The organism is Streptomyces sp. NPDC048507, from assembly GCF_043199995.1.
Classification (GTDB): Bacteria; Actinomycetota; Actinomycetes; order Streptomycetales; family Streptomycetaceae; genus Streptomyces.
Map to the genome: position 1 here is coordinate 155,773 of NZ_JBICWZ010000012.1, position 23,260 is coordinate 179,032.

A 23,260-nucleotide genomic window follows, 5' to 3' on the forward strand; every position below is an offset into this window, starting at 1 on the left:
GCACAATGATCGGCATGACGGCCCTCCACACCAACCCCCTCTTCGACCGCCTCGCCGCTGCCGAACGCGTCCTCGTCGCCGGCGCGGGCGGCGGGTTCGACGTCCCCCGACCCTCGCCGTCGTCACACCCGACTCGGCGCCCCACCAGACCTACTTCCCGGAGCGGACGCTCGCCCGGTGGCTGCGGCTGCACCGGTACCCGGCGCGCGTGTACGCCTTCCCGCAGGTCGGCGTGCAGCCGCTGCGCGCCGCGTACCGGGCCCTGATCGACCTGCACCGGATCGACGCGGTGGTCCTGGTCGACGGCGGCACGGACATCCTGATGCGGGGCGACGAGGCGGGTCTGGGCACTCCGGAGGAGGACCTGACCAGCGTCGCCGCACTGGCGGCGCTGGACGACGTCGCGGAGCGCCTCGTCGTGTCGGTGGGCTTCGGCGTGGACGCGTACCACGGGGTCAGTCACGCCCTGGTGCTGGAGAACATCGCTGCGCTGGAGCGGGCCGGGGCCTATCTCGGGGCCTTCTCCCTGTCCCGCGCGACCCGCGAGGGCGCCCTCTACCTCGACGCGGTGGCCCACGCCCAGGCGCACACCCCGGACCATCCGAGCATCGTGCACGGCTCGATCGCGGCGGCGGTCCGGGGCTCCTTCGGGGACGTCCGGTTCACCAGCCGCACCCGGGGCGGCGAGCTCTTCGTGAACCCGCTGATGTCCCTGTGCTTCGCCTTCGACCTGCCCGGCCTGGCCGCGCGCTGCCTCTACCTCGACCGCATCGAGGACACCCACCTGATGCGGCAGGTCCACTCCCGGATCGCGGAGTTCCGCGAGGACCTCGTCACCCGCCCGGCCCGCGCCATCCCGCACTGACGGCACCGACGGCACCGACGGCACGGAGCGCGAACGCCGGAGCGGGGACCGGCATGGTGCCGGTCCCCGCTCCGTCAGTCACTCGGTGTCGCGTCAGCTGCAGCCGCTGGTGGAGCCGCAGCCCTCGCAGATGTAGCAGGAGCCCGCGCGCTGCATCTTCGTACCGCAGGAGAAGCAGAGCGGAGCGTCGGCGGAGACGCCGAGCTGCATCTCGACCAGTTCAGCGTTGGAGTGCGCCGTCTTCGGGGCCGGGACCGGGACGATCTCGACCGGCTTCGGGGCGGAAGCGGCCGGGACCGACGCGAGCGGCGCCGACTGGGCGAGGGTCTCGGTGTCGAGCTCCTCACCCTCCAGCGGCTCGTAGGAGCCGGTGTCGAGGTGGCGCTGACGCTCCTCGGCGGAGTGGATGCCGAGCGCCGAACGCGTCTCGAAGGGCAGGAAGTCCAGCGCCACGCGGCGGAAGATGTAGTCGACGATCGACTGCGCCATCCGCACGTCCGGGTCGTCCGTCATACCGGCCGGCTCGAAGCGCATGTTCGTGAACTTCGCGACGTACGTCTCCAGCGGGACGCCGTACTGCAGACCGACCGAGACGGCGATGGAGAAGGCGTCCATCATGCCCGCGAGGGTCGAACCCTGCTTGGACATCTTCAGGAAGACCTCGCCCAGACCGTCGTCCGGGTAGGAGTTGGCGGTCATGTAGCCCTCGGCGCCACCGACCGTGAAGGAGGTGGTGATCCCCGGGCGGCCCTTGGGAAGGCGCTTGCGGACCGGACGGTACTCGATGACCTTCTCGACCGCCGTGCGGATGGTTTCCTCGGCCTTCTCGGTGAGCTCGGCCTTCTCCTCCTCCTTCTTCTTGGCGGAGAGGGGCTGGCCGACCTTGCAGTTGTCGCGGTAGATCGCGAGCGCCTTGACGCCCAGCTTCCACGCCTCGAAGTAGATCTCCTCGATCTCTTCGACGGTCGCCGTCTCCGGCATGTTGACCGTCTTCGAGATCGCGCCGGAGATCCAGGGCTGGATCGCGGCCATCATGCGGACGTGGCCCATGGCGGAGATGGAACGCTCGCCCATGGCGCAGTCGAAGACCGAGTAGTGGTCGGTCTTCAGGCCCGGGGCGTCGACGACCACACCGTGCTCGGCGATGTGCGTGACGATCGCCTCGATCTGCTCCTCCTGGTAGCCCAGGCGGCGCAGGGCCTGCGGAACGGTGCCGTTGACGATCTGCATCGAGCCGCCGCCGACGAGCTTCTTGAACTTGACCAGAGCCAGGTCCGGCTCGACACCGGTGGTGTCGCAGGACATCGCGAGCCCGATGGTGCCGGTCGGCGCGAGGACCGAGGCCTGCGCGTTGCGGAAGCCGTTCGCGTCGCCCAGCCGGATCACGTCCTGCCAGGCCTCGGTGGCCGCGGCCCAGATCGTCTTGTCCAGGTCCTCGGTGCGCGGCGCGACGGCGTTGGCGTCGGCGTGCTGCTTCATGACGCGCTTGTGCGAGTCGGCGTTGCGGGCATAGCCGTCGTACGCACCGACGATGGCGGCCAGCTCGGCGGAGCGCTTGTACGCGGTGCCGGTCATCAGCGAGGTGATCGAGGCGGCCAGGGTCCGGCCGCCGTCCGAGTCGTACGCGTGGCCGGTCGCCATCAGCAGGGCGCCGAGGTTGGCGTAGCCGATGCCGAGCTGGCGGAAGGCGCGGGTGTTCTCGCCGATCTTCTGCGTCGGGAAGTCCGCGAAGCAGATCGAGATGTCCATCGCGGTGATGACCAGCTCGACGACCTTGGCGAAGCGCTCGGCGTCGAAGGACTGGTTGCCCTTGCCGTCGTCGTCGAGGAACTTCATCAGGTTGAGCGAGGCGAGGTTGCAGGACGTGTTGTCCAGGTGCATGTACTCGCTGCACGGGTTGGACGCGGTGATGCGGCCGGACTCGGGGCAGGTGTGCCAGTTGTTGATCACACCGTCGTACTGGATGCCCGGGTCGGCGCAGGCCCACGCGGCCTCGGCCAGCTTGCGGAAGAGCGCCTTGGCGTCGACCTTCTCGATGACCTCGCCGGTCATGCGGGCGCGCAGGCCGAACTCGGTGCCGTTCTCGACGGCCGTCATGAACTCGTCGTTCACGCGGACGGAGTTGTTGGCGTTCTGGTACTGGACGGACGTGATGTCGTCGCCGCCCAGGTCCATGTCGAAGCCCGCGTCGCGCAGGGCGCGGATCTTCTCCTCTTCCTTCACCTTGGTGGCGATGAAGTCCTCGACGTCCGGGTGGTCCACGTCCAGGACGACCATCTTGGCCGCGCGGCGGGTGGCGCCGCCCGACTTGATCGTTCCTGCGGACGCGTCGGCGCCGCGCATGAAGGAGACCGGGCCGGAAGCGTTGCCGCCGGAGGAGAGCAGCTCCTTGGAGGAGCGGATGCGGGAGAGGTTCAGGCCGGCGCCGGAGCCGCCCTTGAAGATCATGCCCTCTTCCTTGTACCAGTCGAGGATCGACTCCATGGAGTCGTCGACGGCCAGGATGAAGCAGGCGGAGACCTGCTGCGGCTGGGGCGTGCCGACGTTGAACCAGACCGGCGAGTTGAAGCTGAAGATCTGGTGCAGCAGCGCGTAGGTGAGCTCGTGCTCGAAGATCTCGGAGTCGGCCGGGGAGGCGAAGTAACCGAAGTCGTCGCCGGCCTTCGTGTACGTCTTCACGATCCGGTCGATGAGCTGCTTCAGGCCGGTCTCGCGCTGCGGCGTGCCGACCGCGCCGCGGAAGTACTTGCTGGTGACGATGTTGACCGCGTTCACCGACCAGAAGTCGGGGAACTCGACGCCACGCTGCTCGAAGTTGACCGAGCCGTCGCGCCAGTTGGTCATGACGACGTCACGGAGCTCCCAGCTCACCTCGTCGTACGGGTGCACGCCCGGGGTGGTGTGGATGCGCTCGATCCGCAGGCCGCCCTTGGCAGCCTTGGTTCCCTTGGTGCGGGAACCTCGCGCCGAGCCGCTCGCCGTCTCTGTCATGCCGCCTCCCATACCTGGGCAAAAACGCCCTAAAGTGCCAGCGATATTCCGCGCGGCACGGTGCTGTGTGTCTTGTATCTACGAATCTCGCCCTGCCGGGGCCGGCCGGGCCGCGCCGGGGCGCGGCCTGTCCGGTCAGCCGGTGGCGGAGGCGGGCACGGGGACGACCGAAGGGGTCCCTCCGGGCTCGCGCTCATGGGGGTGAGGCTGCGAATCGCGCAGTTCCGCGATGGCGGCCTCGAAGTCTTCAAGGGTGTCGAACGCTCGGTAAACGGATGCGAACCGCAGGTACGCGACGAGGTCGAGCTCCTGCAACGGGCCGAGTATGGCCAGACCCACGTCGTGGGTGGTCAGCTCGGCGCTCCCGGTGGCGCGCACCGCCTCCTCGACCCGCTGGCCGAGCTTGGCGAGGGCGTCCTCGGTGACCGGCCGCCCCTGGCACGCCTTGCGGACGCCAGAGATGACCTTGGTGCGGCTGAAGGGTTCGGTCACCCCGCTGCGCTTGATCACCATCAGCGAGGCCGTCTCCACCGTCGTGAAGCGACGGGAGCAGTCGGGGCACTGACGGCGCCGACGGATCGACGTGCCGTCGTCCGTGGTGCGGCTGTCGACGACGCGGCTGTCGGGGTGCCTGCAGAAGGGGCAGTGCATGGTTCCCTCACCCTTCTTTCGGCACGACTGAATCACCTCACGGAGCCCCTGAACGACAGGGCCGGGGCTCTGTCGGGGGCTCGTGAAGCAGCCACAAGCATATGCGATGTCGGGGGCCCCGGCAGACCGAGGACCACAACTTCTGGGTGGCCGCGCCCATCCAACCACTAGATCTTGGGTTGGCACGGATTTGGACCGCCCCGCGTGTCGAAGCGCCCGATGGCCGGATACGGGGCCTTCCGCTGCCACACTGGGTGCCGGCCCGGGAGGTGGCGGTCCGAGCGGGAAGGGTACCGTAAGCACCGGACCCGGAGCCGAACCCGCGTTCGGGAAAACGGGGCGCGCGGGGCCGGCGGACGGACACCCGACGGCGGCTCCGGACCGGCAGTGGCGGCCTCGTCGCCACCCGTCACGACGCGCCGGTCACCGGCGGGCCGCACCACCCCGGACAGCCCGGCAAGCCACCCGCGATGCCGTCCATACACCCGCCGATATAGCCCAGGTGGGCGATCCGCGATTTTTCACTCGAACGTGTGTTTGGCGCAACCTTTCGAAAGCTACTACCGTTGTCCAGCTAGGGAGAACATTTCGAGAGGGGCCGACGTGACCACCACCGCAGACAGTGCCACCATCACTGCCCAAAACCGCTCCCAGAGCCGACTCGAGCCGGTGCATGCCATGAACGACGCACATGTGAACCCGGAGGCGGAGCCCGTACGCCCCGCACGCTCGCTGCCAGGGCGACCTCCAGGCATCCGCGCCGACAGCTCCGGACTCACGGACCGACAGCGGAGGGTCATCGAGGTCATCCGTGACTCGGTGCAGCGCCGGGGGTACCCGCCGTCGATGCGGGAGATCGGCCAGGCGGTCGGCCTCTCCAGCACCTCGTCCGTCGCGCACCAGCTGATGGCCCTGGAGCGCAAGGGCTTCCTGCGCCGCGACCCCCACCGGCCCCGCGCCTACGAGGTGCGCGGCTCGGACCAGCCGAGCTCGCAGCCCACCGACACCACCGGCAAGCCCGCCGCCTCCTACGTCCCGCTCGTCGGCCGGATCGCGGCCGGCGGCCCGATCCTGGCGGAGGAGTCGGTCGAGGACGTCTTCCCGCTCCCCCGGCAGCTGGTCGGTGACGGCGAGCTGTTCGTGCTCAAGGTCGTCGGCGACTCGATGATCGAGGCTGCGATCTGTGACGGGGACTGGGTCACCGTGCGCCGCCAGCCGGTCGCGGAGAACGGCGACATCGTCGCCGCGATGCTGGACGGCGAGGCCACCGTCAAGCGCTTCCGTCGGGAGGACGGTCACGTCTGGCTGCTCCCGCACAACGCCGCGTACCAGCCGATCCCCGGCGACGAGGCGACCATCCTGGGCAAGGTCGTCGCGGTCCTGCGCCGGATCTGAAGCGCCGCCCCTCAGCCAGCTCCGGGACCCACTGCGCCGGTCCCGGAGCTGTTCCATGCCCGGCGCCGACTCGGAGCCGGCCCGCAGCTGGGCGGGGCTACTTGCCGTCGGCCTGAGCGCTCGCGTCGATCGCGGCCAGCGAGCGGCGGACCTGGTTGCGGTCCGTGGTGTACCAGAAGTCCGGCAGCGTGGCCCGCAGGAAGCTCCCGTAGCGGGCGGTGGCCAGGCGCGGGTCCAGGACGGCGACGACGCCCTTGTCGCCGGAGGCCCTGACGAGCCGGCCCGCGCCCTGCGCCATGAGCAGCGCGGCGTGGGTGGCCGCGACCGCCATGAAGCCGTTGCCGCCGTTCTCCTCGACGGACTTCTGGCGCGCGCTCATGAGCGGGTCGTCGGGCCGCGGGAAGGGGATGCGGTCCATGATCACGAGCTGGCAGCTGGGGCCGGGAACGTCCACACCCTGCCAGAGCGACAGCGTCCCGAACAGACAGGTCTTCGGATCGGCCGCAAAGGTCTTGATCAGCTCGCCCAGCGTCTCCTCCCCCTGGAGGAGGATGGGGTTCGCCAGTCGGCCGCGCAGCTCCTCGGCGGCCGCCTTGGCGCCGCGCATGGAGGAGAAGAGGCCGAGCGTACGGCCACCGGCCGCCTCGATCAGCTCCGCCAGCTCGTCCATCATGTCGCCGCGGGTGCCCTCGCGCCCCGGGGTGGCGAGGTGCTTCGCGACGTAGAGGATGCCCTGCTTGGGGTAGTCGAACGGGGAGCCGACATCCAGCCCCCGCCACACCGGCACTCCCTCGCCCTCGACGCCCTCCGGGGAGAGACCCATCGAGGCCGCGACGCCGTTGAAGTCGCCGCCCAGCTTCAGGGTGGCGGAGGTGAGGACGACCGAGCGGTCCTCGAAGAGCTTCTCGCGCAGCAGACCGGACACCGAGAGCGGTGCGACGCGCAGGGTGGCGCCGAAGCGGTCGTGGCGCTCGTACCAGACGACGTCGTACTCGGAGCCGTTCACGATCCGCTCCGCCACGCCGTGGACGCTCTCGACCGCGGCCAGGGCCTGCTTGCGCACGGCGTCCTCGTCCTGGACGGACTTGTCGCGGGTGGCGCCGATCGCGGAGATCACGTTCCGGGCCGCGTCCCGCAGCGCCATCAGCGCGTAGCCGAGGTCCTCGGGAACCTGCTCCAGGCGGCCGGGCAGCGCCAGCTCCATCACCCGCTCGAAGGTCTCGGAGGCGGTCTGCAGGGAGTCGGCCGTCTTCTCGTCGACCAGCTTGGCAGCGCGCTTGACGGCCCGGTTGACCTGGCCGGGAGTGAGTTCCCCGGTGGCCACTCCGGTGACGCGGGAGACCAGCTCGTGGGCTTCGTCCACGATCAGCACCTCGTGCTGCGGCAGGACCGGGGCTCCCTCGATGGCGTCGATGGCGAGCAGCGCGTGGTTGGTGACGACCACGTCGGCCAGCTTCGCCCGCTCCCGGGCCGCCTCCGCGAAGCACTCGGCGCCGTACGCGCACTTCGTCGCGCCCAGGCACTCACGGGAGGAGACGGAGATCTGGGCCCAGGCCTTGTCGGAGACGCCGGGGGTGAGGTCGTCGCGGTCGCCCGTCTCGGTCTCGTCCGCCCAGTCCCGCAGGCGCAGCAGGTCCTTGCCGAGTTTGCTGGTGGGGGCGGCCGCCTCGAACTGGTCGAAGAGGCCCTCCTCCTCGTCCTGCGGTGCCCCCTCGTGGAGCCGGTGCAGGCACAGGTAGTTGGAGCGGCCCTTGAGCATGGCGAACTGCGGCCGGCGGCGCAGCTGCGGGTGCAGTGCCTCGACCGTGCGCGGCAGGTCGCGCTCGACGAGCTGGCGCTGGAGCGCCAGCGTCGCCGTGGCCACGACCACGCGCTCGCCGTGCGCGAGGGCCGGCACCAGGTAGCCGAGGGACTTGCCGGTGCCGGTGCCGGCCTGGATCAGCCGGTGCGAGTTGTCGTCGATCGCTTCGGCGACGGCTTCGGCCATGGCCACCTGGCCGGGCCGCTCCGTGCCGCCGACGGCGGAGACGGCGGCATGCAGCAGGTCGGGGAGGGAGGGCTTCGTCATAGCAGTGCCAACCCTACGGGGCGCCGCTGACAGTGGCCGCATCCGTACGGACTCACGGCTCGTACAGCGGGTTGTGCACGGAGCCGAGGACGACGGCCCTCGGACGGTCCGGGCGGTCGCGGTATCCGTCCTGGTGGAGCCGGTTGCGGTTCAGACAGAGCCGGTCGATGCGCTCGGTGAGCAGGTCGAAGAGCTGGTACCGCTCCTTGAGCTCGGGGAAGCGCGTCTGGTACCGGATGATCTCCGCCCGTACGAGGGACCAGAACTCGCCCTCCGGAACGCCGAGCCTGTCCTCGCAGAGCGCGGACAGGTAGCGGAAGACGCCGACGAAGAGCCCGGAATGGATGAACTGGGTGAGGAAGGCGGGCGGCTCGGTGGGCAGGGCCGCGCGGACGTCGCCGGGGAGGGAGTCGTGTTCGGGAAGCCCGTCCCGGCTGAGGTGGACCTCGCTCACCAGGTCCTTGATCGCGACTCCGACGGGGACGTCGCTTTCGTCGAAGATCACGATCACGTTCTCTCCGTGCGGGGAGAAGACGGTGCCGTAGCGGTAGAGGAAGTGGAGCAGCGGCGGCAGCAGTGCCGTGAAGAGCCGCTGGAGCCAGGCGGAGGGAGTCAGGCCGGAGCGGGCGACCAGTTCGGCGGTGAAGGAGCGGCCGCGCGGATCGGTGTGGAGGAGCGAGGCGAGGGTGCGCGCGCGTTCCCCGGGGGCCAGCCGCCCGGCCAGGGGCTCCCGCCAGATCGCGCCGAGGAGCTCCCTGTACTGGTAGGGGGCTTCGGGCAGCTGTTCGTAGACGGGGTGGCGGACGGTGACGGAGGCGACCTCGCCGAGCAGGACGACCCGGCATTCGTCGCGCAGGAAGGGGTCGGTGTCGCGCAGGGAGTGGATCCAGGCGGTGACGGCGGGGGCGGCCAGGGTGCGGTCGCCGGCCAGGCCGCGCCAGACGGAGGTGTTGAAGACGAAGAGCGGCAGTTTGACGGTGTGCCGGGTGGGGTGGGTGAGGTTGAGGAAGGTGCGGATCGACTGTTGGGGCAGGCGGACGTCGGGATCCGCGGGCAGCGGGACCAGGGCGCCGGAGGCGAGGGCCGGGGCGAAGAGCGGCAGCACCACCTCGTCCCACTGCCACGGGTGGACGGGGAGGTAGAGGTAGCCCCGGGGGTCGAGCCCGCGGTCGCGCAGTGCCCGGTCGAAGACGGCGCGGGTGACGGAGTCCAGCTCGGCGGAGTAGAGGCGGCCCGGATCTTCCAGACCGGCGGTGCCGCGGTACTCGGCGATCGAGGTGTGGGCGGCGAGCCAGGGCAGCCGCTGGCGGAGCCGGCCCTCGGGGGCCCAGGCGGCGGTGTCGGCGGCGGAGAACCCGATGCGGCCCTTGTTGAGCACGAGCCAGGGGTGGCCGGTCTGGTGTCCTTCGAGCTCGGCGTAGTCCAGATCGGCCAGCACGTCGGCGGTGAGCGCGTGGTGGTCGATGCGCGCGTCGGCACAGAGGGTGGTGCTGAGCTCGTGGACGAGGTGGCCGAGGGTCGACCCGTCGAGGCCGAGCAGGGTTCTGGCGGCGACGAGGAAGGCGAAGGGGTCCGCGAAGGCGGTCGGCGGCGCGGTCGAGGGAGGCGGCGGGGTGAGGGTGACGGTGTCGGGGGCGACCTGCCAGCTGCCGTACGAGCGGCGGCGGGCGCGGAAGCCGAGACTGCTGCCGTCGTCGAGGGTCAGGGTCCAGGCGTCACCGGTGGCGGCCGGGGCGGGGACGGGGCTGACGATCTCCTCGTACGCGAATTCGCCGATCATCTTGGCCAGGAGCCGTCGGGCCGCGAAGTCCCAGGTCGGGAGGTTGAGCTCGGGCGGGGTGCACGGGTGCTGGGGCGAGGGAGGCACAGCGGGCTCGGCGGAGTCGGGGGTGGCGGGGAAATTCGGCACGGGACTCCTCGAGGATCGGGAACTTTGCTGCGTGACGCAGAGTTTTCGAAGGGAGAGGCGTTGGCGGCCGGCGACGACCGGGGCGCGGTGCGGCGATCAGAGGAGATTGCGCAGTGACCGCTCCCGGATCATCAGGGCCGCACGCTTCTCGGGGAGGTCGATTTCCGCCGAGTAGCGGAAACCGGCGGTCAAAAGGGCTGATACGGAGGGGGTGTTGCGGATGTCCGGTTCCGCGATGACGCGTGTGCAGCGGGGGCGGTGGTCGAAGACGAGGTCGGCGACGGCGCGCAGCAGTGTGGCGCCCAGTCCTCGGCCGCGGTCGGTGCGGTCGCCGATGAGCAGATGGATACCGGTGTCGTGGGGGCGCGCCGGGTAGTGCCGGGCGAGCGGGTCGAGATCGGCCCGGTAGATCTCCCAGTAGCTCATCGGGGTGCCGTCGAGGAGACCGAGGCAGGGGATGCTCTGGCCGTCGGTGTCGAGCTGGGCGCGCAGGTGGGTTCCGGTGACGGCCGTGGGCCCGGCGAGTTCCCAATAGGCATCCACCTCCGGGTCGTTCATCCAGCCGGCGAGGAGCTCCAGGTCCCGGCCCGGCCGTACGGGTTCGAGGCGGAAGGCTCCGGCCGGGGTGGTGGCGGCGTCCCAGTCGGCGGGTGAGTCGAGGAGGTCCGCCTCGGCCAGCAGGGGTAGCAGGGCTGCGGTGAGGCGGAGTTCGGTGGGCCGGTAGAGGCCGGGGCCGGTGGTGGAGGCGGTGAGGCGGACGGGGTCGACGGTCGTCTCGGTGGAGGGCATCGGGGCTCTTCTCCGTGTCGGTGGGGTGTCGTCGTGGGGGTGTCGTCGTGGGGGGCGTCAGTCGTGGAGGGGGTTGGTGATGGTGACGTAGACGGATTGGGTGTCGACGGGTCCCACGAGCTCGTCCAGGCCGCCGAGGCGGGTGAGGAGGTTGGCCTTGCAGCGGAGGGTGGGTGAGTCGAGCAGCTGCGCCGGGACGGGGCCGAGGCCCGTTGCCTTGCCGAGGAAGCGGCGGAAGGCGGCGAGGAGGACGCGTTCGTCGACGAGGTGCTGGGAGCCGAAGGCTCCGATGAGACCGAGCACGTTGTTGATGCCGAGGTAGTAGGCGAAGCGTTCGTCGGTGACGGCGTCGGAGACGAAGGTGTCGCTGGCACCGCCGATTCCGGGGAGGCGGTGTTCGAGTTCCGTGCGCCGGGATTCGCGGAAGTAGTAGCCCTGGTTGTCGCGGAAGCGACCGCCGACGGGCCAGCCCGCCTGGTCGAGGAGGACCAGGGTGTTCTGCTGGTGCGCTTCGAGGGCGATGCCGGCGAGGGAGTCGAAGGCGAGGACCGGCAGGACGACGTGGTCGAGGTAGCGCATGAACCACTCCGCGGCCACGGCGGGGGTGGGGCGTCCGGTGGTGCCCGCGAGCTGGGCGACGGTCTCGGCGAGGCGGGAGCTCATCGTGGTCCGGCCGGGCCGGGGGCGCAGTGCGGTGAGTGCGGCGACGCAGAGGGCGTCGTCTTCGGAACGGAAGGGGTTGTGGCGCAGGAGGGCGTCGAGTCCGGGGACGGGAGCGCCGTCCTGGGCGTCGACGGCGACCCAGGCCGGGTCGCGCACGATGTCGAAGCCGGGGTGGGCCGCCTGCCACTGCTCGGCGAGTCCGGTGCGCAGCAGTCGGTGCACTTCCACGCCGCGGTGCAGTTCCTTGCGGAGGTTCTCGCGGCGGGAGTTGGTGATGCGCACGCCGAGGGAGAGCTTGAGCATCGCCGGGGCGCCGGGCCGGTGGACGGTGCGGACGGAGGAGGTGGGGTACCAGGGGTCTCCGTGGGGGCCCAGGTCGGTCAGGAGGCCGGCGTCGCGCAGGGCGATGACGGCGGGGCGCTGGAGGAGGTCGCGGGCCTGCCAGGGGTGAAGGGGGAGGGCAGTGGTGCCGACGGGCCGTGGGAGGTCGGGGTCGAGGCGGGAGAGGAGCTGGGCGGCGCTCACGGGGCGGCCGCGCTCGGTCCAGGCGGAGTCGGTGGCGAGGGCGGCGGGCGCCACGGCGATCCAGTGGAGGGGGAAGGAGCCGTGGAGTTCGGGTGAGTAGTGGCGCACTTCGGCTTCGGAGAGCCCTTCGCGGCTCTTCGGGTCCGGCTGGAGGGGGTGACCGAGGAGGAGGGACTGTTCGGCGGTGAGGAAGCGGTCCCCGGAGACGGGGGCGGGGGCGTGCGGGCGTTGGCGCCGGTCGGCGATGAACTCGGTGGTGCGGCGCACCGAGTCGGCGACCCGGCCGACGAGGTCGGCGCCGCCGCGGCCGGTGCCCTCGCGGGCGATGAGGCCGGCGAGGGTGACGGCGTCCAGGGCGGGGGCGTGGACGGGGGCGCCTTCGAGGCGGGCGGGGGCGAAGCGGTGCCAGCCCGCCGGGGACCAGTGGCGTACGGGGACGAGCAGGGCGGCGCCGGATGCGGGGAGGGGGATGCGGAGCTGGGTTCCGTCGGGCCCGTCGGGGCGGCCGATGCCGGCCTCGCGGACCCAGCACCGCAACAGGTTCTCGACGGTCGCGGCTTCGGCGGCGATGGCCGGGTCGGAGTGGTCCAGCAGGTCGGGCACGGCCGCCGGGCCGACGCCGAGCGGTCCTGTTCCGCCGGCGCGGGAGCGGAGGGCCCCGTCCTTCTGCCGGGGCACGGCGCGGGGCGGTGTCTGGCCCGGCGCGGCACTTGTGGCCGGGTACGGGGCCGGTGCGGCGGCGGTGCCTCCCGCCGGGTCCTGCGGGGCGGTGCGGTCCGGATCCGGGCTGCCTCCTGCCGGTTCCCGGGACGGCCGGGTCGGTGCGGGGGTGGTGTCCGGGCACGCGGCGGGGCTGGACGGTGCCCCGACGGCGGTGGGCCCGGAGGCCGGACCACCAGCCTGCGGGGGTGCGGGGAGGGGCGGCCCCTGGCTGTCCCCCTCGGGCCTTGCGCCCCCGGCCGTGGGGGCGGCGCAGTCCCGAGGACTCCCCCAGCCGGACGCGGCGCCCTCCCCCGGCTCCGGCTCCGGCGCCGGAGACCGGGTCGGGAGGTGGGCCGCGCCGGGTGTCGGGGCTCCCGCCACCGGGACCGGGGAACTGCCCGCCGTCGGCAGCCCGGCAACCGGATCCGCCGGGGTGGCCGACACGGGCGGCGGCGTGTGCAGCGGTGGCACGGCCGGCTGTCCGAAGGCCGGCTCGGGCGGGGTGACGGCGCCGAGCGGGGCCTCGGCCGCCCGGTCCGGTACGGGGTACGGGGGCGAGACCCACCGTCGGCCGACTGGGGCCGGGGCGTCCGGGTTGGGAGCCGGCCGGTCGGCAGGCATCGGGCCCGGCCCGTGCGGAGGGAGTGCCGCGTGCTGTCCCGGGGTCGGCTCGGGCAGGGCCGTGGCGCCGAGCGGGGGTGCGGCCGTCGGGGCCGGGGCGGGGTGCGGTGGCGCGGGCCACCGCTGGAGGGGCGGCTCCGGCGGAGTCGGGGAGGAGGCGCGCAGGAGGGGGGCACCGAGACGGACAGGGGGGACCGGCGACGGGCTCTGGTCGGGGGTGGGGCCCGAGCGAGCATCGGGGCTCGAGCCCAGGCTGGCGCCCGAGCGGAGGCCGGGGACGGGGCGGGGCCCGGGGCCCGGCTCGGGGCTCGGGTCGGGGCTGGGGCCCCAGCGGAGGCCGGGGGTGAAGCCGGGGCCGGAGCCCGGGGTGGGGCTCGGGCCGAGGGTGGCGCCCGAGCGGAGGTCGGGGCCCGGGCTCGGGGTGGGGCTCGGGCCGAGGGAAGGGCCCGAGCGGAGATCGGGGCCCGGGGCGGGGGCGGGGCCCGGGGCGGGGGCGGGGGTGGGGGTGGGGGTGGGGTGGTGGGGCATCGGAGTCCTTCGCGCGGTCAGAGGGGGCGGCGGACCGCGGCGGGGAGGGCGTCGGCCAGGCGGTCCAGGACGGCGGCGGCCTGCTCGTCGGTCAGGGTCAGGGGTGGCAGCAGGCGGACGACGCTGGAGTGGCGGCCGCCGAGTTCGACGATCAGCCCGCGGTCCAGGCACTCCTGCCGCACCGCGGCCGCGAGGGCGGGGGCCGCTGCCCCCGTGTCGGGGTCGACGAGTTCGAGGCCGATCATCAGGCCGCGGCCGCGGACGTCCCCGATGCAGGGCAGGCCGGCGGCCAGGTCGCGCAGGGCCGCGAGCATCCGCGCGCCGAGGACGGCGGCGCGTTCGGCGAGGCCGTTGAGGCGGACGTAGGCGAGGGTGGCGGTGCCCGCGGCCATGGCGAGCTGGTTGCCGCGGAACGTTCCGGCATGCGCTCCGGGAGCCCAGACGTCCAGTTCGGCCCGGTAGACGATGACGGCGAGCGGCAGACTGCCCCCGATCGCCTTGGACATGACCATCACGTCCGGCACCACGCCCGCGTGGTCGACCCCCCAGAAGGCGCCGGTGCGCCCGACACCGGTCTGCACCTCGTCGGCGATCAGCGGGATGCCCCGGGCGGCGGTGATCTCCCGCATCCGGCGCAGCCAGTCGTCGGGGGCGGGGTGGACGCCGCCTTCGCCCTGGACGGGTTCGACGATCATGCCGGCGGGGGCGGGGACCCCGCCCTTGGGGTCGTCGAGCAGGCTCTCGGTCCAGTGGGCGGCGAGCCGCGCGCCTTCGGGGCCGCCGACGCCGAACGGACAGCGGTAGTCCTGCGGGTAGGGCAGCCGGGTCACGCGCACGTCGGTGGCGCCGCCGGAAGCGTCCAGGGCTCCGGCGGTCATGCCGTGGTAGGCCCCGGTGAAGGCCAGCAGGCCGGAGCGGCCGGTGGCGGCGCGGACCAGTTTCAGCGCCGCCTCGACGGCGTCCGTCCCGGCGGGGCCGCAGAACTGCACGCGGGCGTCGGCGGCCAGCCCGGGGGGCAGGTTCGCGAACAGCTCGGTGGTGAAGGCGTCCTTGACGGGCGTCGCCAGGTCGAGGACGTGCAGCGGAGCCCCGGAGTCGAGGACCCCGCGGATGGCTTCGAGGACGACCGGGTGGTTGTGCCCGAGGGCGAGGGTGCCCGCGCCGGAGAGGCAGTCGAGGTAGCGCCTGCCGTCGGCGCCCTCGATCGTCAGCCCCCGGGCGCGCACGGGGACGACGGGCAGGGAGCGGGCGTAGGTCCGCGCGGCGGACTCGCGCAGTGCCTGCCTGCGCAGGATGCCCTCGGCCGCGACGGGTCCCCGTCCGCCCTGCGGTGGGATCTGTGCCGCTGCTGCGGCCGGCTCGCTCAGGGCCACGACTGTCGGTCCTCCCGCACGGATGCATCTTCCGGATTGCGTCTCGAACATGAACGCTGCTGTCCCGTCCCCCGTACGTACCAACGACGGTGGCGGCGGCGGATCACGGGTCGGCGGAAGATCCTTGGCCGTCGGCCCCCGTTAGCCCCCGGCCGGCGGCCGCGCGGGCGGGCGGCGGCCGGAACCACCGACCCGGGGAAGGCCGTCCTCCAACACGGCGGCATAGTGGGGTGCTGCGCTCCACCCGGACGACACCGCCACAACACCTCGAAACACCAGGGGGACTTACGACATGCGACCGAACCGACCGGTCACCGCGATCCTGTGCGTGGCCGCGCTCGCGCTGACCGCCACGGCGTGCGGGCCCGGCGACGGTGAGGCCGGCGGCGACGCCAAGCCGACCGTGGCCGCGCCCGTGCCCTCCGGCGCCGTCGACGGGATCAAGATCCCGCAGGAGCTGAAGGACAAGCTCAAGGAGCACGGGTTCGACATGGAGAAGTGGAAGGGGGGCGCCTGGAAGAACTGGAAGAAGGAGGACTGGCTCCGGGAGGCCGGTGACTACGTCAACCCCATCATCGACGGTCTGTGGGACCCGGACCGGATGCGTGACGCGGAGCAGCCGCAGCGCCCGGCGGTCGACCCGGACGCGGGCAAGGAGCAGGGCGTCACGGACCCGACCCCGGTCGCGGTGCCGGCCAAGCCGGCGACCGCGCCGTACCACTCCAGCGTGCCGGCGTCGGGCAAGGTCTTCTTCGACGGTCCCGAGGGCTCGATGGTCTGCTCGGCGACGGTGGTGAAGGACCCGGCGCACCCGGGCAAGTCCAACCTGGTCTGGACGGCGGGCCATTGCGTGCACGCGGGCAAGGCCGGCGGCTGGTACCGCAACATCGCGTTCGTCCCCTCGTACAACAACGCGGGCAGGCCGTCCGCGGAGCTCAAGGGCGCGCCGCGCGAGCAGGTGGCTCCCTACGGCGTGTGGTGGAGCGACTGGGCGCAGACCTCGGACCAGTGGATCGCGAGCGGCGGTCCTACGGGTGGTGCGGGCGCCCCGTACGACTTCGCGGTGCTGCACGTGACCCCCGAGAAGGGCAGCGGCAAGTCGCTGGAGGAGACGGTCGGTTCGGCGCTCCCGGTGGAGTTCAACGCTCCGGCGGTCTCGAAGCTCGCGAGCATGACGGCGACGGGCTACCCGGCGGCGGCGCCGTTCGACGGGCAGAAGGCGTACCAGTGCGCGGACAAGCCGGGCCGGCTGGCGCTGACGCAGGCGGACCCGGTGATGTACCGCATCGGCTGCACGATGACCGGCGGTTCCTCCGGCGGCGGCTGGGTCGCGGCGGGCTCCGACGGCAAGCCGGCGCTGGTGTCGAACACGTCGATCGGTCCCGCCAAGGCGGGCTGGCTGGCCGGACCCAAGCTGGGCCCGGAGGCGAAGGGCATCTACAGCGCGGTGAGCGGCAAGTTCAAGTAGCCGGTGCGCGGCGCGCGGGCCGACCCGTCTCCCGCGCCCCGCGTCCACCTCATGGCCGAGGGCCCCTCGCGGTGGCGAGGGGCCCTCGGTCGTGTCGTACGGCGTCCGGCGCCCGCCCGTCCTACCGCTTGGCGGGTACGTACGGAGCCAGGTCGGCGGCCAGTTCCGCGTGGACCCGGGCCTTGAGGACGGTGCCTTCCGGGGTGTGCTCCTCGGAGAGGACCTCGCCCTCGGCGTGCGCCCGGGCGATCAGCGAGCCGAGGGTGTACGGCACCAGGGCCTCCACCTCGACCTCGGGCCGCGGCAGCTCGGCGTCGATGAGCGCGAGGAGTTCCTCGATGCCCAGGCCGGTGCGCGCCGAGACGGCGATGGAGCGCCGTTCGATCCGCAGCAGGCGCTGGAGCACCAGCGGGTCGGCCGCGTCGGCCTTGTTGATCACCACGATCTCGGGCACCTTGACGGCGCCGACCTCGCGGATGACCTCCCGTACGGCCGCCAGCTGCTCCTCCGGCGCCGGGTGGGAGCCGTCCACGATGTGCAGGATGAGGTCGGAGTCGCCGACCTCCTCCATCGTGGAGCGGAACGCCTCGACGAGGTGGTGGGGCAGGTGCCGGACGAATCCCACCGTGTCGGCCAGGGTGTAGACCCGGCCGGAGGGGGTTTCGGCGCGGCGCACGGTCGGGTCGAGGGTGGCGAACAGTGCGTTCTCCACCAGGACGCCCGCGCCGGTGAGGCGGTTGAGCAGGGAGGACTTGCCGGCGTTGGTGTAGCCGGCGATGGCGACCGAGGGCACCTTGTTGCGGCGCCGTTCCTGCCGCTTGATGTCACGGCCGGTCTTCATGTCCGCGATCTCCCGGCGCATCTTCGCCATCTTCTCGCGGATGCGGCGCCGGTCGGTCTCGATCTTGGTCTCACCGGGACCGCGCGTGGCCATGCCGCCACCGCCGCCGCCACCCATCTGCCGGGACAGCGAGGCGCCCCAGCCGCGCAGGCGCGGCAGCATGTACTGCATCTGTGCGAGGGCGACCTGCGCCTTGCCCTCTCGGGACTTGGCGTGCTGGGCGAAGATGTCGAGGATCAGGGCGGTCCGGTCGACGACCTTGACCTTGACGACGTCTTCGAGGGCGATGAGCTGGCCGGGGCTGAGCTCTCCGTCGCAGACGACGGTGTCGGCGCCGCTCTCCAGCACGATGTCCCGCAGTTCGCGGGCCTTGCCGGAGCCGATGAAGGTGGCCGGGTCGGGCTTGTCGCGACGCTGCATGACACCGTCGAGGACGAGGGCGCCCGCCGTCTCCGCGAGGGCGGCGAGCTCCGCGAGGGAGTTCTCGGCGTCCTGCACGGTCCCGGAGGTCCACACGCCGACGAGTACGACGCGCTCCAGGCGGAGCTGTCGGTACTCGACCTCGGTGACGTCCTCGAGTTCGGTCGAGAGGCCGGCCACGCGGCGCAGGGCCGCGCGCTCGGAGCGGTCGAGCTGGTCGCCGTCCCGGTCTCCGTCGATCTCGTGGCTCCAGGCGACGTCCTCTTCCATCAGGGCATCGGCCCGAAGGCTCTCGGTGAAGCTCTGCGGGTCACGCGTGTCCTGCGTGTCCTGCGGTTCCTGGGAAGGGGAAGAAGAGGAGGTCATTGGATCCTTACGTCGATTCGATAGCGTCCGCGCCGGCCATGGCCAAAGGTACCGCTGCGCGTGACATCACACTGTCACGTCCAACGCGTCACCCCGTCCGGTGATTCCCGGGGCGGCCGGCCCTGTCGATGGTGACATGCCCGTTCCCGGCCCGTCATACCGTTTTCCCGGCCGGTCCCTTCCCGGCGGGGGCCTTCGGTGCCGGGGCGGGAACCTTCGGGGCGGGGGCCTTGGGGGCGGGAACCTTCGGGGCGGGGGCCTTCGGGGCCGCCTGGGCGTTCCACTCCGGGTGGCCCGGCATCGGCGGGGTCGTCTTCCCGTACAGCCACGGCTCCAGGAAGGCGCCGAGGTCTCGGCCGGCCTCCCGGGAGGCCAGGCGTACGAAGTCCCGGGTGCCGGCGACGCCGTCCCGGTGCTCCGCGACCCAGCTCCGCTCGATGCGGTCGAAGGCCTCCGCGCCGACCTCCTGGCGCAGGGCGTAGAGGATCAGCGCGGAGCCGTCGTAGACGACCGGGCGGAAGAGGCCGATCTTCTCGCCGGGGGCCGCCGCCTTGGGGGCCGCGGGGGGGCCGCCGGCGGCCCGCCACTGGTCGGAGCGCTGGTACGCCTCGCGCATGCGCCGCTCCAGGGAGTAGGTGCCGAGGCCGTCCGCGTAGAGGGCCTCGTACCAGGTCGCGTGGCCTTCGTTGAGCCACAGGTCGGACCAGGTGCGCGGGGCGACGCTGTCGCCGAACCACTGGTGGGCGAGCTCGTGGACCATGACGGACTCCACGTACCACTCGGGGTAGCCCTCCCCCGCGAACAGGCCGTGCTCGAAGAGGGAGAGGGTCTGCGTCTCCAGCTCGAAGCCGGTCTTCGCCCGGGCGATGAGCACGCCGTAGTTCTCGAAGGGGTAGCGGCCGACCCGCTGCTCCATCCACTCGATCTGCCCGGCGGTCTTGGCGAGCCAGGGCTCCAGCCGCTCCCGGTCCGCGGCGGGCACGACGTCGCGCAGCGGGAGGCCGTGCGGGCCGGTGCGGTGCAGCACGGCGGAGCGGCCGACCGAGACCTGGGCCAGCTCGGTGGCCATCGGGTGCAGGGTCCTGTACGTCCACTCCGTCGCGCCGCCCGCGCGGGCGGCGGGCAGCGCGCCGGGCACGCCGTTGGCCACGGCCGTCATCCCGGCGGGGGCGGTGATGCGGAAGGTGAAGTACGCCTTGTCGGCGGGGTGGTCGTTGCAGGGGAAGACCCGGTGGGCGGCGTCGGCCTGGTTGGCCATGGCCAGGCCGTCCTCGGTGGGCACCCAGCCGCCGTCGGCGCGGCCGCGCGGGTCGCTGGTGTGCTTGATGGTGATGAGCAGCGTCGTGCCGGCGGCCACGGCGTGCGCGGGGGTCAGCACGAGGTCCTCCCCGGCGCTCTCGAAGCGCGCGGGCTCCCCGTTGACCTCGGCGGCAGCCACCGTTCCGTGGGTGAAGTCCAGGTTGATCCGCTCCATCGGCTCCAGGGTGCGGGCTTCGATCCTGGTGACCGCGTCGAGGGGGCTGCTGTTGTCCTTGTACGTGAGGGACAGGTCGTACGCGAGGACGTCGTACCCCGGGTTGCCGAGCTCGGGGAACAGCCGGTCGCCGATGCCCAGGGGCTTCGGCGGGGGCAGCACGGCGGCGACGAGGGTGAGGGAGGCGGCCGCGAGCAGGGCGGCGCGCAGGCGCGGGGAGGAGAGCTGCATCCACCACCGCTTACCAGCGCTCGCCGGGCGCCCGCGAGCGACGCGCGACGGGGCCACCCGAACGTGTCGCCCCGGCCCCGTGGCGGCCTACGCACGCCCCCGACGCACGCCCCCGCGCGCCGTCGGGGCACCGCATCCCCCGCGTGCCGTCCCGGAGGGGCTACACCCTGCTCACGTCGTACACGCCGGGTACGTCCCGCATCGCGCGCATCAGGGCGGGCAGTCCCGTCGCGTCGGGCAGTTGCAGCGTGTAGGAGTGCCGGACCCGCTGTTCGACCGGCGGCTCCACCGTCGCGGACACCACCTCGACCCCTTCGCGGGCGATGGCCTCCGTCAGATCGGCCAGCAGGTGCGGGCGGCCGAACGATTCGGCGAGCAGGGTGACGCGGCAGTCCGCGGTGGCCCGCCAGTGCACGGCGACGGAGGTCCGCCCGACGGAACGCATCTGCGCGACCCCCGGACAGTGGACGCGGTGCACGGTGACGGCCCCGCCCCGTACGACGAACCCCTCGACCGCGTCCGGCGGTACGGGGGTGCAGCAGCCGGCCAGGCGTACGTGGGCGTCGGGCAGGTCCACGACGGCATTGCCCCCGCCGCCGCGCAGCCCGGGCACGGACAGGGCGGCCCGGGGAGCCGCGTCGGCGGGTCCGGCGCCGTCGGGATGGGTGGCGAGCCAGCTGCTGATGGCGATCCGCGCGGCGGGGGTCCTGGCGTGCTCCAGCCAGTCGGCGCCGGGCCCGGAGGAGGCGTCGTGGGCGAGGAGCAGCTGGACGGTGTCCCCGTCGGAGAGCGGGGCGGACAGGGAGGTGAGGCGCCCGTTGACGCGGGCGCCGATACAGCCGTGGGCCGCCTCGCCGTACTGCGCGTAGGCGGCGTCGATACAGCTGGCGCCGGCGGGCAGGCTGATCGTGCCGCTGCTGCCCGCGTCCTCGCGGAACACGGTGATCTCGCGGTCCTGGGCCAGCTCCGCGCGCAGCACGCTCCAGAAGGTGTCGGGGTCCGGCGCGGACTGCTGCCAGTCGAGGAGCCGGGAGAGCCAGCCGGGGCGGGTGGGGTCGACGCGCTCCTCGTCGCTGTCGGCGCTCTCGCCCGTGGTGTACGGGTTGCCGAGGGCGACGACGCCCGCCTCCGCGACCCGGTGCATCTGGCGGGTGCGCACGATGACCTCGGCGACGTAGCCCTCCGGGACGGCGACGGCGGTGTGCAGGGACTGGTAGAGGTTGAACTTCGGGGCGGCGACGAAGTCCTTGAACTCGGAGACGACCGGGGTGAAACAGGTGTGGAGCTCGCCGAGGACCCCGTAGCAGTCGGCGTTCTCGGTGACGAGGACGAGGATGCGGCCGAGGTCGGAGCCGCGCAGTTCGCCGCGCGTGCGGGAGATCCGGTGGACGGAGACGAAGTGCCGCGGCCGTACGAGCACCTCGGCGGCGATGCCGGCGTCGCGCAGGACGGCGCGCACGGAGTCCGCGATGGCGGGGAGCGGGTCGTGTTCCCCGGCGTGGGCGGCGATGAGCGCCCGGGTGTGCTCGTACTCCTCGGGGTGGAGGATCGCGAAGACGAGGTCTTCCAGCTCGGTCTTGAGGGCCTGGACGCCGAGGCGCTCGGCGAGCGGGATCAGGACGTCGCGGGTGACCTTGGCGATGCGGGCCTGTTTCTCGGGACGCATCACGCCGAGGGTGCGCATGTTGTGCAGCCGGTCGGCGAGTTTGATGGACATCACGCGGACGTCGTTGCCGGTGGCGACGAGCATCTTGCGGAAGGTCTCGGGTTCGGCGGCGGCGCCGTAGTCGATCTTCTCGACCTTGGTGACGCCGTCGACGATGAAGCAGACCTCTTCGCCGAACTCCTCGCGGACCTGATCGAGGGTCACGTCGGTGTCCTCGACGGTGTCGTGCAGCAGGGAGGCCGTCAGGGTCGTCGTCTCGGCGCCTAGTTCGGCGAGGATGAGCGTGACGGCGAGCGGATGTGTGATGTACGGCTCACCGCTTTTGCGCATCTGACCGCGGTGGGAGGTCTCCGCGAGGAGGTAGGCCCGGCGCAGGATCGACAGATCGGCGTCCGGATGGTGGGCGCGGTGCGCTTCTGCTACGTGTCCGATCGCGTCCGGCAGCCGGTCCCGGGACGCGGGCCCGAGCAGCGCAGCCCGCCCCAAGCGGCGCAGATCGAGCCGCGTTCGGCCCCGTCTGCGCAGCTCAGGGCGCACTTCGGCATGTGCTTCGGGGTTCGTGGCCTCTGCACTCATGGGCACCTCCGACGGCTTCGACCGGCGGTGGCGGGCATGGGGTGAGCCCTCAGGGCCGGTGCCTGATGTTACCGACCCCACCACGTGGCGCAGTCCACCTCTCGCTCAGCGTGAAACGGATCACCCATGAGAGGGAATCTTCAGGCGAAAGCCGTTTCGGTCAGCCAGGCCGCCTCGAACTCCCCGGAGGCGACGATCACGGCCGGTCCGGTCATGTCGATCCGCCCGTCGGGGTGCTCGGTGATGACGAGGGTGCCGCCGGGCAGGTCCACCGTGTACGTGGCCGGTTCGCCGGTGACGGCGGGGTCGGCGCCGTCGCGGCGGATGGCGGCCACGGCGACGGCGCAGGCGCCGGTGCCGCAGGACCGGGTCTCGCCGGAGCCGCGTTCGTGGACGCGCATGGCGACGTGCCGGGGGCCGCGGTCGACGACGAACTCGACATTGACCCCGGTGGGGTAGGCGGCGGCCGGGCTGAACGGCGGCGGGCTGTACAGGTTGCCGGCGTGGTCGAGGCTTTCGACGAACGCGACCGCGTGCGGGTTCCCCATGTTCACGTTGCGCGCGGGCCAGGTGCGTTCGCCGACGGAGACGGTGACCTCACCTTCGGGGAGCTCGGCGCGGCCCATGGAGACGGTGACGTCGCCGGTCTTGTCGAGGTGGACCCGCTTGACGCCGCCCCGGGTGGCCACCTCGAGGTCGCCGGGCTCGACGTGGCCGGCGTGGTGGAGGTAGCGGGCGAAGACGCGGACGCCGTTGCCGCACATCTCGGCGACGGAACCGTCGCTGTTGCGGTAGTCCATGAACCACTCGGCCCGGTCCGCCAGGTGCGCGGCGTCGGGGTGGGCGGCGGATCGCACCACGTGCAGCACACCGTCGGCCCCGATGCCGGCGCGGCGGTCACACAGGGCGGCGACGGCGCTCGCGGGCAGCTCGATGGCGTTGTCGGGGTCGGGGACGATCACGAAGTCGTTCTCGGTCCCGTGGCCCTTGAGGAAGGAGAGGGTGGTGTGCGTCACCCGCCCATGGTACCGAGCGGTCGCGCGCCCGGTCGGAGCAGGTCAGCGCCGTGTCAGCGGCCCCGGCCCGGACGGCGCGGCGGGCGGGTGGGGGCGGGGGACCGCAGCAGGACGCAACGGGG

The 23,260-nt window shown here is 72.6% G+C and carries 13 protein-coding genes and 1 pseudogene; 3 read left to right on the forward strand and 11 right to left on the reverse strand.

Annotation, left to right across the window (positions count from 1 at the left end; all coding sequences use genetic code 11):
• The first annotated feature begins 14 nt into the window (after positions 1-14).
• Positions 15-865, forward strand: a pseudogene (locus ACGFXC_RS28355) (DUF1152 domain-containing protein).
• A 93-nt stretch (positions 866-958) separates the two neighbouring features.
• Here ACGFXC_RS28355 and ACGFXC_RS28360 read toward each other — a convergent pair.
• Positions 959-3,856: a vitamin B12-dependent ribonucleotide reductase gene (locus tag ACGFXC_RS28360; protein WP_393717422.1), complete on the reverse strand. Its 2,898-nt coding sequence runs from the start codon at positions 3,854-3,856 to the stop codon at positions 959-961.
• Positions 3,857-3,991: 135 nt separating this feature from the next.
• Entirely contained in the window at positions 3,992-4,507 is a 516-nt protein-coding gene (nrdR, locus tag ACGFXC_RS28365) for a transcriptional regulator NrdR (RefSeq protein WP_393717424.1), read from the reverse strand.
• Between the two features lie 603 nt (positions 4,508-5,110).
• On the opposite strand from nrdR, the gene lexA reads away from it, so the two are divergent.
• Positions 5,111-5,902: a transcriptional repressor LexA gene (lexA, locus tag ACGFXC_RS28370; protein ID WP_393717426.1), complete on the forward strand. Its 792-nt coding sequence runs from the start codon at positions 5,111-5,113 to the stop codon at positions 5,900-5,902.
• A gap of 97 nt (positions 5,903-5,999) precedes the next feature.
• On the opposite strand, the gene ACGFXC_RS28375 is transcribed toward lexA, so the two are convergent.
• From ACGFXC_RS28375 to ACGFXC_RS28395, 5 genes are all read right to left on the reverse strand, one after another.
• On the reverse strand, positions 6,000-7,970 hold the full coding sequence (locus ACGFXC_RS28375) for an ATP-dependent DNA helicase (protein WP_393717428.1): 1,971 nt from the start codon (positions 7,968-7,970) through the stop codon (positions 6,000-6,002).
• A 52-nt stretch (positions 7,971-8,022) separates the two neighbouring features.
• Positions 8,023-9,879: an IucA/IucC family protein gene (locus ACGFXC_RS28380; RefSeq protein ID WP_393717429.1), complete on the reverse strand. Its 1,857-nt coding sequence runs from the start codon at positions 9,877-9,879 to the stop codon at positions 8,023-8,025.
• 96 nt (positions 9,880-9,975) lie between these two features.
• On the reverse strand, positions 9,976-10,668 hold the full coding sequence (locus ACGFXC_RS28385) for a GNAT family N-acetyltransferase (protein WP_393717431.1): 693 nt from the start codon (positions 10,666-10,668) through the stop codon (positions 9,976-9,978).
• Between the two features lie 57 nt (positions 10,669-10,725).
• Positions 10,726-12,534 (reverse strand): IucA/IucC family protein, encoded by a 1,809-nt coding sequence (locus ACGFXC_RS28390; protein ID WP_393717433.1) that lies wholly within the window; start codon positions 12,532-12,534, stop codon positions 10,726-10,728.
• A 1,190-nt stretch (positions 12,535-13,724) separates the two neighbouring features.
• A complete protein-coding gene (locus ACGFXC_RS28395; protein WP_393717435.1) occupies positions 13,725-15,080 on the reverse strand; it encodes a diaminobutyrate--2-oxoglutarate transaminase family protein in 1,356 nt (451 codons plus the stop codon).
• A gap of 292 nt (positions 15,081-15,372) precedes the next feature.
• Between ACGFXC_RS28395 and ACGFXC_RS28400 the strand changes: the two genes are divergently transcribed.
• Positions 15,373-16,548 carry a trypsin-like serine peptidase gene (locus tag ACGFXC_RS28400; RefSeq protein ID WP_393717437.1) on the forward strand — a complete coding sequence of 392 codons (1,176 nt, stop codon included), beginning with the start codon at positions 15,373-15,375 and terminating at the stop codon, positions 16,546-16,548.
• Between the two features lie 121 nt (positions 16,549-16,669).
• Here the strand turns inward: ACGFXC_RS28400 and hflX are convergent, their stop codons facing one another.
• The 4 genes from hflX to dapF form a co-directional block, all read right to left on the reverse strand.
• Positions 16,670-18,175: a GTPase HflX gene (hflX, locus tag ACGFXC_RS28405; protein WP_393717438.1), complete on the reverse strand. Its 1,506-nt coding sequence runs from the start codon at positions 18,173-18,175 to the stop codon at positions 16,670-16,672.
• 154 nt (positions 18,176-18,329) lie between these two features.
• On the reverse strand, positions 18,330-19,880 hold the full coding sequence (locus ACGFXC_RS28410; protein WP_393717440.1) for a M1 family metallopeptidase: 1,551 nt from the start codon (positions 19,878-19,880) through the stop codon (positions 18,330-18,332).
• A gap of 160 nt (positions 19,881-20,040) precedes the next feature.
• Positions 20,041-22,122, reverse strand: coding sequence for a RelA/SpoT family protein (locus ACGFXC_RS28415; RefSeq protein ID WP_393717442.1), 2,082 nt, complete (start codon positions 22,120-22,122; stop codon positions 20,041-20,043).
• Positions 22,123-22,262: 140 nt separating this feature from the next.
• Complete coding sequence (gene dapF, locus ACGFXC_RS28420) at positions 22,263-23,138, reverse strand: diaminopimelate epimerase (protein ID WP_393717444.1); 876 nt, start codon at positions 23,136-23,138, stop codon at positions 22,263-22,265.
• Positions 23,139-23,260 lie beyond the last annotated feature (122 nt).

Coding starts and splice junctions, on each gene's coding strand:
- ACGFXC_RS28360 (WP_393717422.1), bottom strand. CDS start 3,856: ATGACAGAGACGGCGAGCGGCTCGGCGCGAGGTTCCCGCACCAAGGGA.
- nrdR (WP_393717424.1), bottom strand. CDS start 4,507: ATGCACTGCCCCTTCTGCAGGCACCCCGACAGCCGCGTCGTCGACAGC.
- ACGFXC_RS28375 (WP_393717428.1), bottom strand. CDS start 7,970: ATGACGAAGCCCTCCCTCCCCGACCTGCTGCATGCCGCCGTCTCCGCC.
- ACGFXC_RS28385 (WP_393717431.1), bottom strand. CDS start 10,668: ATGCCCTCCACCGAGACGACCGTCGACCCCGTCCGCCTCACCGCCTCC.
- ACGFXC_RS28400 (WP_393717437.1), top strand. CDS start 15,373: ATGCGACCGAACCGACCGGTCACCGCGATCCTGTGCGTGGCCGCGCTC.
- hflX (WP_393717438.1), bottom strand. CDS start 18,175: ATGACCTCCTCTTCTTCCCCTTCCCAGGAACCGCAGGACACGCAGGAC.
- ACGFXC_RS28410 (WP_393717440.1), bottom strand. CDS start 19,880: ATGCAGCTCTCCTCCCCGCGCCTGCGCGCCGCCCTGCTCGCGGCCGCC.
- ACGFXC_RS28415 (WP_393717442.1), bottom strand. CDS start 22,122: ATGAGTGCAGAGGCCACGAACCCCGAAGCACATGCCGAAGTGCGCCCT.